The organism is Granulicella sp. 5B5 (assembly GCF_014083945.1).
In the GTDB taxonomy this organism is placed as follows: domain Bacteria; phylum Acidobacteriota; class Terriglobia; order Terriglobales; family Acidobacteriaceae; genus Granulicella.
In genome coordinates this window covers 2278093-2292370 of the sequence record NZ_CP046444.1, presented here as the reverse complement: position 1 = coordinate 2292370, position 14278 = coordinate 2278093, and the positions used below count along the sequence as shown (strand labels likewise).

16 protein-coding genes are annotated in these 14278 nt (G+C 62.5%); 7 read left to right on the top strand and 9 right to left on the bottom strand.

Annotated elements, in window-relative coordinates; all coding sequences use genetic code 11:
• Window positions 1–30: 30 nt before the first annotated feature.
• A complete protein-coding gene (locus GOB94_RS09625) occupies window positions 31–438 on the bottom strand; it encodes a YidB family protein (RefSeq protein ID WP_220464905.1) in 408 nt (135 codons plus the stop codon).
• 159 nt (window positions 439–597) lie between these two features.
• Here GOB94_RS09625 and GOB94_RS09620 point away from each other — a divergent pair, with 159 nt between their 5' ends.
• Window positions 598–2280: a beta-xylosidase gene (locus GOB94_RS09620; RefSeq protein ID WP_182275722.1), complete on the top strand. Its 1683-nt coding sequence runs from the start codon at window positions 598–600 to the stop codon at window positions 2278–2280.
• 225 nt (window positions 2281–2505) lie between these two features.
• Here GOB94_RS09620 and GOB94_RS09615 read toward each other — a convergent pair whose 3' ends face one another.
• Window positions 2506–2709: a hypothetical protein gene (locus tag GOB94_RS09615; RefSeq protein WP_182275721.1), complete on the bottom strand. Its 204-nt coding sequence runs from the start codon at window positions 2707–2709 to the stop codon at window positions 2506–2508.
• Window positions 2710–2909: 200 nt separating this feature from the next.
• Between GOB94_RS09615 and GOB94_RS09610 the strand changes: the two genes are divergently transcribed.
• A complete protein-coding gene (locus GOB94_RS09610) occupies window positions 2910–3314 on the top strand; it encodes a RidA family protein (RefSeq protein ID WP_182275720.1) in 405 nt (134 codons plus the stop codon).
• 173 nt (window positions 3315–3487) lie between these two features.
• Window positions 3488–3886: a peptide-methionine (R)-S-oxide reductase MsrB gene (gene msrB / locus GOB94_RS09605; RefSeq protein WP_182275719.1), complete on the top strand. Its 399-nt coding sequence runs from the start codon at window positions 3488–3490 to the stop codon at window positions 3884–3886.
• 122 nt (window positions 3887–4008) lie between these two features.
• On the opposite strand, the gene rpmB is transcribed toward msrB, so the two are convergent.
• On the bottom strand, window positions 4009–4197 hold the full coding sequence (gene rpmB / locus GOB94_RS09600) for a 50S ribosomal protein L28 (protein WP_182275718.1): 189 nt from the start codon (window positions 4195–4197) through the stop codon (window positions 4009–4011).
• Between the two features lie 514 nt (window positions 4198–4711).
• On the opposite strand from rpmB, the gene GOB94_RS09595 reads away from it, so the two are divergent.
• Window positions 4712–5173 (top strand): hypothetical protein, encoded by a 462-nt coding sequence (locus GOB94_RS09595; RefSeq protein ID WP_255483815.1) that lies wholly within the window; start codon window positions 4712–4714, stop codon window positions 5171–5173.
• 349 nt (window positions 5174–5522) lie between these two features.
• On the opposite strand, the gene GOB94_RS09590 is transcribed toward GOB94_RS09595, so the two are convergent.
• The 3 genes from GOB94_RS09590 to GOB94_RS09580 are packed head-to-tail and all read right to left on the bottom strand — an operon-like array spanning window position 5523 to window position 6897.
• The gene (locus GOB94_RS09590; protein WP_182275717.1) at window positions 5523–5789 is read right to left on the bottom strand and encodes a zf-HC2 domain-containing protein; all 267 of its coding nucleotides are present in this window, start codon (window positions 5787–5789) and stop codon (window positions 5523–5525) included.
• Complete coding sequence (locus tag GOB94_RS09585; RefSeq protein ID WP_182275716.1) at window positions 5783–6424, bottom strand: sigma-70 family RNA polymerase sigma factor; 642 nt, start codon at window positions 6422–6424, stop codon at window positions 5783–5785. The genes GOB94_RS09590 and GOB94_RS09585 overlap by 7 nt, the downstream gene beginning before the upstream one ends.
• 5 nt (window positions 6425–6429) lie before the next feature.
• Entirely contained in the window at window positions 6430–6897 is a 468-nt protein-coding gene (locus tag GOB94_RS09580) for a DoxX family protein (protein WP_182275715.1), read from the bottom strand.
• Window positions 6898–7267: 370 nt separating this feature from the next.
• Between GOB94_RS09580 and GOB94_RS09575 the strand changes: the two genes are divergently transcribed.
• The 3 genes from GOB94_RS09575 to GOB94_RS09565 all read left to right on the top strand — a co-directional run bounded on the left by GOB94_RS09575 (window position 7268) and on the right by GOB94_RS09565 (window position 9411).
• Window positions 7268–7558 carry a hypothetical protein gene (locus GOB94_RS09575; RefSeq protein WP_182275714.1) on the top strand — a complete coding sequence of 97 codons (291 nt, stop codon included), beginning with the start codon at window positions 7268–7270 and terminating at the stop codon, window positions 7556–7558.
• An 81-nt stretch (window positions 7559–7639) separates the two neighbouring features.
• A complete protein-coding gene (locus GOB94_RS09570; RefSeq protein WP_182275713.1) occupies window positions 7640–8530 on the top strand; it encodes a DUF692 domain-containing protein in 891 nt (296 codons plus the stop codon).
• Window positions 8527–9411, top strand: a complete 885-nt coding sequence (locus GOB94_RS09565; protein ID WP_182275712.1) for a DNA-binding domain-containing protein — start codon at window positions 8527–8529, stop codon at window positions 9409–9411. The genes GOB94_RS09570 and GOB94_RS09565 overlap by 4 nt, the downstream gene beginning before the upstream one ends.
• Here GOB94_RS09565 and GOB94_RS09560 read toward each other — a convergent pair.
• The 3 genes from GOB94_RS09560 to GOB94_RS09550 are packed head-to-tail and all read right to left on the bottom strand — an operon-like array spanning window position 9408 to window position 14220.
• Window positions 9408–10652, bottom strand: a complete 1245-nt coding sequence (locus GOB94_RS09560) for an MFS transporter (protein ID WP_255483814.1) — start codon at window positions 10650–10652, stop codon at window positions 9408–9410. The genes GOB94_RS09565 and GOB94_RS09560 overlap by 4 nt on opposite strands.
• On the bottom strand, window positions 10649–12259 hold the full coding sequence (locus GOB94_RS09555; RefSeq protein ID WP_182275711.1) for a hydantoinase B/oxoprolinase family protein: 1611 nt from the start codon (window positions 12257–12259) through the stop codon (window positions 10649–10651). The genes GOB94_RS09560 and GOB94_RS09555 overlap by 4 nt, the downstream gene beginning before the upstream one ends.
• Complete coding sequence (locus tag GOB94_RS09550) at window positions 12256–14220, bottom strand: hydantoinase/oxoprolinase family protein (RefSeq protein ID WP_182275710.1); 1965 nt, start codon at window positions 14218–14220, stop codon at window positions 12256–12258. Before GOB94_RS09550 ends, GOB94_RS09555 begins: the two co-directional genes overlap by 4 nt.
• Window positions 14221–14278 lie beyond the last annotated feature (58 nt).

Genomic DNA, 14278 nt, shown 5'->3' with positions numbered 1-14278 from the left:
CATCCCCGCCCTTTGCCATCCTTCTTCGCTCTACAAAAACTTCTGCAGCAGCGATCCCGCCAGGCTGCCCAAATCGCCCGGCTGCGCGGCCTGCCCGTTCGGAGCCACGTGTGCCAGCACCATCGGGAGCACAGTCGTCAGCGCCTCCTGCGCCAGCGCCGGCGGAATCCCAGCCTTCGCTGCCACAGCTTCTAACATGCCGTTGTTGCCCAGGCCAGCCTGCACCTGGTCCGGTGTCGCGGAGGTCAGCGCACCGCTCGCCCACTGCTCTGCATGGGCACCTAGCCCGCTCTGCTGCAGCCCATTCAGCAGCCCCTGCACGCCCTCAGGATGCTCCTGCAAAACCTGCATCAACCCTGTCGCCACCTGTGCGTTGGTGCCACCCTGGCCAGCCATCGCCTGCTCCGCCATCCCGGCAATCGAATCCAGAAGTCCCATGGTCATTCTCCTTGCGCCGGACGTTCCTTCGCCCTCGGCTCGATCAAATACTAGCCGTTCCGCCATCCGGCGCGCATCTGCTCCACCAAAGTTTTTCGTCCGTTCACATCACAGCGCCCCGCCGACAACCTTATTCCAGCTCTCGTATCATGGCCTCTCATGGCCCTCCTCCCACGCCTCGCCGCTCTCGCTCTCGCCACGGTCGCCACCCTCGCCCCCGCCCAGCAGCCAGCCACCATCCACGTCGACCTCGCCCACTCCCTCGGCCCCTGGAAGCCCATCACCAACTTCTACGGCTACGACGAGCTCAACTACACCACCGCTCCCAACGGCCGCAAGCTCCTCGCCGAGCTCGCCCACACCAGCCCGCTCCCCGTCTACATCCGCGCCCACCACCTGCTCACCTCCGGCGACGGCAAGCCCGCGCTCAAGTGGAGCTCCACCAACATCTACACCCTCGACGCCCACGGCCATCCCATCTACGACTTCAAGATCATCGACCAGACCTTCGACGCCTGGCTCGCCGCCGGTGTCCGCCCCATGGTCGAGCTCGGCTTCATGCCCGAAGCCCTCGCCTCCGGCACCAACCCCTACCACCTCACCTACCCGCACACCATCGAAGGCTCCGTCCAAAGCCCGCCCAAGGACTACGCCGCATGGGGTGAGCTCTGCCGTACGCTCGTCGCGCACCTCGTCGCCCGCTACGGCCGCGACCGCGTCGCCACCTGGTACTTCGAAGTCTGGAACGAACCCAACATCCCCTACTGGCACGGCACCGAAGCCGAGTACCTCAAGCTCTACGACTACGCCGTCGCCGGCGTCCGCTCCGCACTGCCCACCGCTCGCGTCGGAGGCCCAGCCACCACCAGCCCGCGCGACAAAAAGGCCGCCGACTACCTCGCAGCCTTCCTCAACCACATCGCCCACGACAAGTCCGCTGCCAACGGCCAGCCCATCCCACTCGACTTCATCACCTTCCACGCCAAGGGCTCACCCACACTCATTCACGACACGCCCACAACCACCCACGTCCGCATGGGCCTCAACAAAGAGCTCACCGACGCCGACCACGGCTTCGCTCTCATTGCCTCTTACCCGCAGTTCAAATCGCTCCCCATCATCCTCTCCGAAGCCGACCCCGAAGGCTGCGCCGCCTGCTCCGCCAAAGAGAACCACGCCAACGGCTACCGCAACGGCCCGCTCTACGCCGCCTACACCGCCGCCGTCATCAAAGGCCTCTTCCAGCTACAGGACAAGTACCAGGTCAACCTCCTCGGCATGCTCAGCTGGTCCTTCGAGTTCGAAGGCCGCGACTACTTCGAAGGCTTCCGCACCCTCGCCACCAACGGCATCGACAAGCCTGTCCTCAACGTCTTCCGCATGACCGGCATGCTCTCCGGCACACGCGTCGCCACCACCAGCTCCGCAGCCACGCCGCTCGACACCATCCTCCACACCGGGGTCCCCGCACCCGAGATCGACGCCCTCGCCACCCATACGCACAGCGGCGCTGAGGTCCTCGTCTGGAACTACCAGGACGATGACCTGCCTGACGCCGTTGCCGCGCCCATGGATGTAGACATCACCGGTCTCCCAGCCTCAGTCCACAACGTCAAACTCCAGGCCTTCACCCTCGACCGCACGCACTCCAACAGCTTTACCACGTGGCTGGCCATGGGCAGTCCGCAACACCCGACACCAGCCCAGTACCAGCAACTGGAGCAGTCCAGCCAACTCAAGTTTCTCGACGCGCCGCACACACTCACTGTCGACCACGGCCACATCACGATCCCTGCAACGCTGCCCGCACAGGCCACCACACTCTACCGCCTCAGCTGGTAACTTCGAATGGGAAATCTGCTTCTTGTCGATCAGCCCACAATCGGTACCCCGAGGCTTCAGCCTCGGGTCTCATAAGCTCAGAAAGAGGAGCGGGCTTTAGCCCCAAGGTTTGCTTTCTCAGAATGGGCCACAATGCTTGTCATCTCGACCGAAGCACCGCGGCCTCACCGCGATGCGCAGCAAAGAGGTCGCATCCTGCGGCACCATGCCGCGACTCAGTTGGAGTTAGCGAACGGAATGAGCGAAGTCGACGACAGCGCCTGCAATCGGCACGGCAAGCACCAGGCCAGTAATCGCCCACGCCATCGGTTTAGCAAAGTTCAGCGTGATGGGACTCCCAGACCTCTTCGCCACAAACAGACGCGGCTGTTCCGGGTTGCAATAGAACACCAACAGCTTCCAGTGTTTCGGATTCCTGTCTCTGAGCATGATCGCTTCTAGCAAACCTCGCAGCTTGAATTCTACGCTTCTCTCGGATCTGGTAGAACCGGGTGCCCCATGTCTCGCTTTTGAGACATGGGTTTCGCAGGATGCCGGGTGCCCCATCTTCGCGACAGCTTCATCGTCGCTAAGGCGGGATGAACGTCTCCAACTTGCCTCACCCCGCCCGCTGGCAGACAATCACCTCTATGAGCTCCCCCAAGACCGCCATCGCCACCCCCGACGCACCCGCCGCCATCGGCCCCTACTCGCAGGCCATCCGCATCGGCCACACCCTCTACACCTCCGGCCAGATCCCCATCGACCCCGCCACCGGCAACCTCATCGAAGGCGACATCACCGCCCAGACCACCCGCGTCTGCCAGAGCCTCAAGGCCGTCCTCGCCGCCGCAGGCCTCGACTTCACCCACGTCCTCAAGACCACCGTCTTCCTCAAGTCCATGGCCGACTTCGCCGCGATGAACACCGTCTACGCCACCTACTTCGCCCCCGAAGGCGCCACCCCACCCGCCCGCTCCACCGTCCAGGTCGCCGCCCTCCCCAAAGACTCCCTCGTCGAAATCGAGTGCATTGCCCAGGCCCCTACCACCTAAAATCCCGCGTCTGCCCTTGCTGTTGCCTGTCTTCCATTGCGTCCTCAGCGGGCTTCTACACTGCGCCCTCTGCGTTCCCGTTTTTACCGCAGCGATCGCCGCAGGCGGAGCGTACCCACCACATCGAATCCCGCCGCCACGCATCTAATCCTTAGCCCATAAAGGAGACCCAAATGCCCGAAAAACTCCAGAAAACCGACGCCGAGTGGCGCGCCGAGCTCACCCCCGAGCAGTACCACATCCTCCGCGAGAAGGGCACCGAGCGCCCCTTCACCGGCGCCCTCGTCAACAACCACGACGACGGCATGTACCACTGCGCCGCCTGCAACGCTCCGCTCTTCAAGTCCGGCACCAAGTTCGAGTCCGGCTCCGGCTGGCCCAGCTTCTTCGAGCCCCTCACCCCGGACGCCGTCGAGCTCCACGAAGACAACGCCTTCGGCATGAAGCGCGTCGAGGTCACCTGCGCCAAGTGCGGCGGCCACCTCGGCCACGTCTTCCCCGACGGCCCTAAGGCCGAAGGCGGTCAGCGCTTCTGCATCAACTCCGCCTCACTGGCCTTCGAAAAGCAATAAGGAACAGTGAAACGTGGCAAGTGAAGAGTGAGCTACTCCCTAAAACAAACACGAAAAGCCCCGGCAATTTCCACCGCCGGGGCTTCGTGCTTTTCTACTGTCTAAACTCTACTATCTACTTCTTAGCCTTTGACGACCTTGCCAGCCTTGATGCAGCTGGTGCAGACCTTCACCCGCTTGGTGCCGCCGGGCGTAGCTGCCTTCACCGACTGCAAATTCGGGTTCCAGCGACGACGCGTCACGTTGTGCGCGTGCGAGATGTTGTTACCAAACTGCGGGCCCTTGCCGCAAAGCTCACATACCTGTGCCATAACTCACTCCAGTTCCACGAATCTTGTGCCGCAGAAACTCACCTTGACTCCGAAACACAGAGTCTCGCTCAGGTCCATTGCAAACTCAGGACAGTTGCGGGGAGTTGGCCGTCAAGCGGGCTCTCACAAGCCTCATTCGTTGACACTGCGCCAGCCCTACAAGAATACCATCAAACGCCCCCAAATCGCCACCCGCTTCTACTCGAAACTCCAAACTCGAAACCCATCCCCTAACCTGTACCCCGCCAGTCCATCCGCCTCATCAGCTTTGAAAAGGGCAGATCTCAGTCTTTGCGGACGGCCTGCGCTTTGAAGTGAATAGCCTTCAGCTTTGAAGGGGACGGGCTTCCGTCCGTCCGTAAAACTCTCTGGAGAAGGGGCTTCAGCCCCAGAGGAACCATCTGCCAAAACGCTGCTCGCTCACCTCCCTCACAGCTCCCGCCCCATTCTGATACCTTTGTCCCCGAGGGCTCAGGCTGTCCAGCCGGGCCAATCCCCCTGAGGTGATCGAACCGTGTCCTCCCCGACCCACGTCCCCGCGCCCCTGAAAGCCCACGCCACGCTGGAATCCGATGCCCTACCGGCCCGCGCTCACTGGAGCGTCGCGATCACCAGCTTCCTCTTCATCCTGCTACAGAGCTTCTGCACCTTCGCCATGGCCGTCAGCGGCGTCCGCGCCGTCATCGGTGTCGGAGCCCTCGCAGGCGCGGTCGGCCTCATCCGCCCCATCGTCTGGTTCCACCACGACATCTACCGCATCCCCATGATGGTCCTCGCCCTCGGCGGCTCGGTCCTCAACCTCTACCTCATCCAGCGCATCCGCAGCCTCCGCGCTCGCCCCTCCTCGCAATGGCGCATGGCCGCACCCACCCGGCACCAGCTCCGCTCAGAAAACTTTCAGATCGTCCTCTCTGTCATCACCCTGGTCCTGCTCGCTGTCGAACAGATCGGCCACTTCATTTACCACGGCATCTGAGCTACCCCCCAGCGGTCGCAACCTGGCGCCTTCCACCGCCCCGTGGCGAAACTTGGCTAACTTCGCGCACTTCGCGGGAAAGCTTCTAAGTCCGCCATGTCAATCCCTCAGGTCGCCTCGAACCCACGCAACCCAAACAAACCAAACCACCTACCCACCAAAAACAAAAACACTTCCCAAAGCCCCACCCGCTATACTGGATTTAAGGGGCAACGGAACCGTTTTTCCTATTCCCTACTCCCCACTCCCTAACCCATTTCTTTCCCATATCATACCCGCAACCCAAAAGGAATCAGCCACTTACCCCTGGGATCACCCCCTAAGTCGCTGATTCCACTGGATAGCCTCACTACATAGGGGAGGGGGGGGTATCCCCCGCGACCGTCCCCAGCTCCGCTGCCAGCCGCGCATGCAGCCGCTCGCTGAACCCTACCGGCAGCTCGAACACCCGGTCATCCGCCGTCAGCACCAGGATGTTGCGCGCCGAGTCCAGAATCGCCGAGCAGATCTCGCAGTGTTCCAGGTGCGTTTGAATCATCACCTGCTCCTCAGCGGTCAGCGTTCCATCCAGATAACCCGAGATGTGGTTCCACACATGCTTGCACTCGATCACCATGGAAACCACCTCCGTTTCTTCTCCGCGGGCACAACTGCGCGCAGCTGCGGAGCTAGCTGCTTCTGCAGCATCATCCTTGCCCGGTGCAGCCGCACCTTCACCGCCGGCACGCTCAGCGAGAGCGCCTCGGCCGTCTCGTTCACGCTCATCTCTTCCATATCGCGCAGCACGAACACGCAGCGATAGATCTCCGGCAGCGCCTCAACCGCGCTGGCAATCAGGCTCCGCACCTCACCGCGCTCCAGCGCCTCGCTCGGCACCTCGCGCCAGTCCCGCAACAGCGCCGGCGACACCGCTCCCGGCTCGTCGTCTGGCACATCCAGCGACTCCATGGGGACGGCCGCCTTCCGCCGCAGCCTGTTGCGCGCCTCATTCAACGTGATGCTGATCAACCAGGTTCCGAACTTCGCCTCCGCGCGAAAGTTCGCCAACGCTCGAAACGCCTTCAGGAACGCCTCCTGCGCCACGTCCTCCGCATCGGCCTCGTTCTTCATGTACGACAACGCCATCATGTACACGCTGCGCTCATGCGGGCGAATCAGCTCATGGTAGAGCTGTGTCTCGCCCGCCAGGATCGAGGCAATCATCGTTGCCTCATCCCTGTCGCCACCGCGGCTGCCACGCTGCACATCCATCGCGTCTACACGCGCTCCTTCAGCTTCTTGGCGATCAACGCATCCAGCGACAGGTAGCCAGCGCCAAAGATCAGCACCATCAGGGCAGCAAACAGGAACGTGTATGGATCAGCCACATAGAATTTGCCCGGGTCCGAGAACACCGACACCAGCGCATCATGGTCGGCCGCGTAGTACGCCACCAGCATGTCACCCGCGATCAGCAGCGCAATCGGACGTGAGCCCAGCCCCAGCATCAGCAGTATGCCGCCCACCAGCTCCAGCCCGGAGACGAACGGTGCGTTGATCCCCGGAAACGGGATATTCAGACTCTGAAAGTAGTCCGTGATCCGGCTCAGATGATGCAGCTTGCCCCAGCCGTTCTGCGCCAGCTGGAACCCCCAGTACAGCCGCACCACCAGCAGCATCGGCGACTGCAGCAGGTTCAGTCCCTTCACGACGCGTTCATACAGCGCCATCACACTCTTCAGCATGGATCTTCGCTCCATCTTCCTAAACGGTTGAGCTGTCGCGGGATAGCTCATCTCTATGCCGGCTCACTGGATTAGAACAGTCATCCACTGATAAGTTACAAATCCGATCCGCCATCCGCCACGTATCCCGGTAGATACATTTCCTGCTGCGGACTACAATTCCCCGCAGGTTGTTCTCTCTGGCTGTAGCGGACCGCTGTAACCAATCCCAAGTTCGTGCCTCAAACACGCGGCAACGGATGAAAGAGAGCGCTCTTCCAGGCTCCTCCTTCGGGCCACAACAGAGTACCCGCCTCTCGCATCGCTGAGAAGGTCTCCACGCCAACGCCCAGGCCAGCGCCTGGCCCAACCTAAGGAAAAGGACACTTCCATGAAGACCAGCTCCGTAATGTCGTATGCTCTGGCCGCTGCTGTAACCGGCCTGCTCGGTGGTACCGCCGCTGCTGCCCACGCGCAGACTGCCAACACCTCCGCCAGCAACAACGCGCCGGCCGCCGGCGTGGTACTCGTCCACCAGGACACCACCAACCTTCCCAAGCACTCCTGCAAGGGCAAGAACGACTGTAAGGGTCAGGGCGGCGGCAAGCACCCCGGCAAGAACTCCTGCAAGGGCAAGGGCGGTTGCGCCACCGACGGTTCCAAGCCCTCCAAGACCGTCTAACAAGCTACTCTGTTGGAGGCTTGGGAACGTCTCAAGCCTCCAGCAATCTCCCTGTTTCCCTCCCCTGCCTACGGAGATGCCATGCCCGCCAATCGCTTTAACAACTTCACCGACTACGGTGTCGGCATCGGGCTCCGCGTCCCGCACTACGATCACATCTTCTCCAAAAAGCCTGTCGTCGACTGGTTCGAGATCATCTCCGAGAACTACATGATCGACGACGGCCGTCCGCTTCGCCTCCTCGACCAGATTCTCGATCAGTACCGCGTCGTGCAGCACGGCGTCTCCATGTACTTCGGCTCCGCGCAGGAGCTCAACCGCGACCATCTCCGCCGCATCAAGGACCTCACCCGCCGCACCAAGACCCCCTGGCTCTCTGACCATCTCTGCTGGGGCTCCGTCGACGGCCGCTACACCCACGACCTCCTGCCGCTGCCCTACACCTTCGAGGCCGTCCGCACCACCGCCGAGCGCATCCGCCAGGTGCAGGACACCCTCGAAATCCCCATAGCCGTCGAGAACGTCTCCAGCTACGCCGAGTACCACGAGTCCGAAATGACTGAGTGGGAGTTCCTCAACGAGGTCGTCCACGCCGCCGACTGCGGCATCCTCCTCGACGTCAACAACATCTACGTCTCCTCGCAGAACCACGGCTTCGATCCCGCCGTCTACGTCGACGCCGTCCCCGCCGACCGCGTAGCCCAGATCCACATCGCCGGCCACTCCAAGTTCGAGAAGTACATCCTCGACACGCACGACCACCCCGTCCTCGACCCCGTCTGGGCCCTCTACGCCCGCGCCATCGACCGCATCGGCCCCACCGCCACCCTGCTCGAATGGGACGACAACATCCCCAGCTTCGACGAAGTCCACAACGAGGCCCTCAAGGCCAACAAGTACCTCAAAGCAGCAGCCGAAAAACTCGCTGCCGAGAAGGTCGCAGCAGCTCAGCCCGAAGAGGTCCTCGCATGACGCTCCTCGAACTGCAGCGCCGCATGTCCGAGGACGTTCGCCGTCCCCTGACCGACGACTTCGACATGCAGCAGACCACCGAAGACGGCACCTCGCTCGACCGGATCGCCGACAGCTACATCAAGCCCAACGATCGCCTCAGCTCCTTCGAGCGCCTCGAGATCTACAACCGTCAGTACTGGTTCCGTGTTATCGAGGCAGTCTCTGAAGACTTCCCCGCGCTCAACGCTCTTCTCGGCGAAAAGAAGTTCGACGCGCTCGTCCTCGCCTACCTCCGCGAGAACCCATCCACCTCGTGGACGCTCCGCGACATTGGCAAGAAGCTGCCCACCTGGCTGCGCGAGCACCCCGAGTTCACCGGTCGCCGTCACCAGCTCTCCCTCGATGTCACCGCGCTCGAGTGGGCCTACGTCGAAGCCTTCGACAGCCTTCGCCACCCGCCGCTCACCGCCGAAGACCTGCACGCCATCGGCCCTGACACGCGCCTCACGCTTCAGCCGCATCTGCAACTGCTTCAGCTGCGTTATCCAGTCGACGAGCTGGTCCTCATCGTGCGCCGCGACGCGCCCGAAACCGAGGTCGCCAGCAACGCCTCCATGCAACGCAAAGAAGTGAAGCGCATGCGCCTGCCCGCCATGAAGCGCGAAGCCGTCTACCTCGCCGTGCATCGCTACGACGACATCGTCTACTACCGCCGCATCGAGCGCGAAGCCAGCGCCATCCTCACTGCCCTTCGCGATGGCGAAACACTCGGCGAGGCCCTCAGCAAAGCCTTCCACCGCAGCCGCCTCACTCCTGGGCAGCAGGCCGCAAAGATCCAGGAGACCTTCGCGCACGCCGCCGAGCTCGGCTGGTTCTGCAAACCCGAACCGGCTGCCTAACGCAGTTCCGCCTCGCGCGTCTCCGGCAGCAGCAGCACGCCCACAATCATCAGCAGGTACGCGCAGATTGCGAACAACGCAATCGCGTGCCCCAGCTTCATCCGCACACTGAAGTACCCCACGAGCGTCGGGAACACTGCTCCCACGCCGCGCCCCAGGTTGTACGAAAACCCCTGCCCCGATCCACGCACCGAAGTCGGAAACAGCTCCGTAAAAAACGCGCCCATCGGGCTGAACGACCCCGAAGGAAAGAACCCCAGCGGAAACCCGAGCAGCAGCGTAGCGCGGTCGCCAATCGGAAACGCCGTGTAGAAGAACACCGTCACAAACGCGCCCACCGCAAACAGCACCAGTGTCACTCTGCGACCCAGCTTGTCCGCCAGATGCGCGCTCACCAGATACCCGGCAAACGACCCGCCAATCACCACCATCAGGTACATCCCCGTGTGCGTCACCGAAAGCCCACGCGCATTCAGGTACAGCGGCAGCCACGTATTGATCGCGTAGTACCCACCCTGAGCCCCCAACGCCACCAGCGACGCCAGCAGCGTCGTCCGCAGCATCCCCACCGAGAAGATCTCCAGCACACTCTTCCGCGGCGCGGCCATTGTCTTCACATGCAGCTCCGGCTCCTTCACATGCCTGCGCACATACACCGCCAGCCCCGCAGGAATCAGCCCGACCCAGAACATCGCACGCCACGCAATATGCTGCGGCATCACCGCAAAGAACACCGTGTAGCAGGCCGCAGCAATGCCCCACCCAATCGCCCATCCGCTCTGCACCGTTCCCACCGCGCGCCCACGAAACCGCGGCCGTATCGCTTCTCCGATCAGCACGGAGCCAACAGCCCACTCACCTCCAAACCCCAGCCCCTGCAGTCCACGCAGCACCAGCAGCTGCTCAAAGTTCTGCGCAAACCCACTCAAAAACGTGAACACCGCAAACCAGACGATCGTCAGTTGCAGCACTCGCACACGCCCAAACCTGTCCGCCGCAACCCCCGCAATCCATCCACCCAGCGACGACAGCAGCAGTGCCGAAGTCCCCAGCAACCCCGCTTCACCCTTGCTCATCTGCCACAACGCAATCAGGCTCGGCAGCACAAAGCTGTAGATCATCACGTCCAGCCCATCGAGCATCCACCCTGCAAACGTACCCACCAGCGCAGAGCGTTCAGCCCCATCTAGCTGCCCGATCCACAACCCGCCGTCAGTCGTAGCGCCCGCCTCGCCGCTCACCGCGTCCCATCCTTCACCCGCTTCGCAGAATCGCCCCAACCACCACCACCCGGCGTCTCCATATGGATCACATCACCGCGCTTCGCATGGACGCTGCACTTGCCTGGCAGCACCTCCGCACTGCCATCCGGATGCTCTAACCGCACCAGCCCCACCGCGCCGCCATCACCACCACTCAGCCCATACGGCTGGAACCTCTGCCGATCGCACAGCAGCGTCACCTGCGCATCATCCAGCAGCTCAATCTCGCGCACTAGCCCATCACCACCCACAAACTCACCCGTACCACCCGAGCCTTTGCGATACCCATACGACCGCACCCGAAACGGATACGCATACTCCAGCGCCTCAATCGGAGTATTCAACGAATTCGTCATATGGCAGTGAATCCCAGATATCCCATCCAACCCCGGCCGCGCGCCCATCCCGCCTGCCGTCGTCTCATAATAAGTAAACGGCGCGTCCTTGCGCGTGTCCCACCCACCAATCGTAAGGTTGCTCATCGAGCCATAACTAGCCGCCGGAACCCGCTCAGGCGCAGCCTTCGCCAACGCCTTCAGCAACACATCTACGATTCTCTGACTCGCCTCAACATTACCTCCCGCAACCGCCGCCGGCATCCGCGCATTCACAAACGACCCCACCGGCGCGCTCACCGCAATCGACTGCATCAACCCAGCCGTCGCCGGTGCCGCATCGCCCAACAGGCATCGAAACACATAGAAGCAAGCCGAGTACGTGATCGCATACACCGCATTGATACTCCCCGCCACCTGCGGCGACGTCCCACTGAAATCAATCGCAGCCGCACCGTTCACAGGATCAAGCATTACCGCCACCGCAATCCGAATCGGCTCATCCGTAATCCCATCGGAGTCCATAAAGTCCTCCGCCGCAAACGTCCCTGCAGGCAGCTTGCTCAGCTCCGCTCGCATCAGCCGCTCCGAGTAGGCCAGCAACTCGCGCGACAACTCCCTCAGCTTCGCCAGCCCATACTTCGCCACCAGGTCCTTCAACCGCCGCTCGCCCACGCGACACGCGCCGATCTGCGCCGCAAGATCGCCCTCACGCTCCCCCGGCGTGCGCACGTTATGCAGAATCAAATCCAGCACCGCCTCGTTCATCGCACCCGCATGCATCAGGTGCACCGGCGGAATCCGAATCCCCTCCTGGCATATCTCGCGCGCCGGTCCCATCGACCCCGCAAACATACCGCCAACATCCGCATGGTGCGCGCGCGCCGCCGCATAGAACGAAGGCCTAGTCTCGCCTTCCACAAAGATCGGCAGCACCATCGTGATGTCCGGCAGGTGCGTGCCACCCGCATACGGATCATTCAATATCGCAATATCACCCTCCTTCAACGTCAGCCGCGCCACCGCCGCTTCCACCGAAAGCTGCATCGACCCCAGGTGTACCGGCATGTGGTCGCCCATCGCAATCACCCGCCGCTCGCTATCAAACAGTGCGCACGAATAGTCACGCCGCTCCTTGATGTTCGGCGAGATCGCCGTCCGCCGCAGCGCAGCTCCCATCTCCTCGGCAATCGAGTGGACGCTGCTCTGAAAAATCGCCAGCTCAATCGCGTTCAGCGCGGCCTCATTCATCCATGCACCTCGATCACCAGGTTTCCCAGCTCATCCACACGCAGCACATCGCCTGGCGGCAGAATCGTCGCCGAGCTGTACTCGCTCACAATCGCCGGCCCTGCAAATGTATCGCCCGCATGCAGCTTCGCCCGCTCATACAGTCGCGTCTCGTGCGGCACGCCTTCGAAGTACACCCGACGCGTCCCCGCCAGCGCATCTGCCCCATCGCTCTCAACAACGCTCTCGCGACTCGGCTCAAACGGCTCCGCAGCAGCCACCAGTCTCACGCGCACATTCACAATCTCCACCGCACGCTGCTCGTTCGCAAACCCATACCGCCTCTTATGCAGCGCATGGAACGCATCCAGCATCTCCGGCTCATACGGCAGGTTCAACTCATACCCCTGCCCCGCATAGCGCAGATCCACCGAACGAAACGCTACACCTTCAAGCCCATCCGTATTGAACTCCGCGCGCCCCTCCACTTCCATCGCAACAAACACATCTTCCAAATCCGCACCGCTCGCACGCATCACCGTGCGCGAGTACTCACGCACGGTATCGGCAAGCAGAATCCCCACTGCCGACAACGCCCCCGGCAGCGCCGGCACAAGCACGCGCGGCACCTGCAACGCTCGCGCCAGCGCACACGCATGCAGCGGCCCGCCACCGCCAAACGCCACCAGCGTAAAGTCACGCGGATCATATCCCCGCTCCACCGAGATCACGCGAATCGCCTTCTCCATCGAAGTCTCAATCACCCGCAGAATCCCCGTCGCAAATGCCTCCACCGACGCGAGCTCGCCCTTCGCTTCTTCCATCCACTCCACAGCGCGATCACGATCAAGGCTCACCGTCCCGCCCAGAAACCGGCTCGTATCCAGCCTTCCCAGCACAAGGTTCGCGTCCGTCACCGTCGGCCTTATCCCACGCCCAAAGCACACCGGCCCCGGATCGGACCCCGCCGACTCCGGCCCCACATGCAGCAGTCCGCCCGCATCGAACTCCGCAATCGACCCGCCACCCGCTCCCGCCGTATGAATATCCAGCATCGGCACACCCACCGGAACGCCCGTAATCATCGACTCATTGCTGATCCGCAACCCGCCTGCACTCGCGTCTACCAGGCAAACATCGGTCGAAGTCCCACCCATATCAAACCCGATAATCCGATCGAAACCCGCAAGCTGTGCCAGTTTGTACGCCCCGATCACACCACCCGCGGGCCCCGAGAGCATCGTCCGCACCGGCTCCTCCGCCGCAACCCGCGCCGAGATGATCCCACCCGATGACTGCATCACCTCCAACCGCCCACCCGCATACTCCCGCGCAATATCCTCCGCAAGTGCCTTGATGTACGACCCAACCTTCGGCGCAACATACGCATTCGCAACCACCGTCGACGCACGCTCGAACTCACGAAACTCCGGCAGAATCTTCGACGAGATCGACAGCGGCACACCCAGCGTCTTCAACGCGTCCGCAACTCTCCGCTCATTCTCCGCATTCGCAAACGAAAACAACAGCGACACGGCAACCGCCTCAACCCCACTCGCTGCAATTGCATCGCAAAGCGCACGCAACTCTTCAGCATCGACAGCCTTCAACAACTCGCCGCTCGCGCCCACCCGCTCCGCAACCCCAAACCTGCACTCTGCCGCAACCAGGCACTCCGGCACCGGCTGGTTCCAGTCATAGAGCTTCGGCCTCGCCTGCCGCCCAATCGCAATCGTGTCTTCGAACCCCTTCGTCGTCAAAAACGCAACGCGCGCGCCCTTGCGCTCGAGCATTGCATTCGTCGCCACCGTTGTTCCATGGCGCACCACCACGCCACTTCCAGGCGTCAGCTGTGCCAACCCGGCCATCACAGCTCTGCCCGGATCGGCTGGCGTCGACAGCACCTTCAGCACCGCCAGCCGCCCCTCGTGCAGATACACGATGTCCGTAAACGTTCCGCCTGTATCGATCGCTATCCGCATCGTCCCTCAACCTGTTTGCCACAATCTTCGCAGCATCGCAGGTCTGGAACAACCGTCG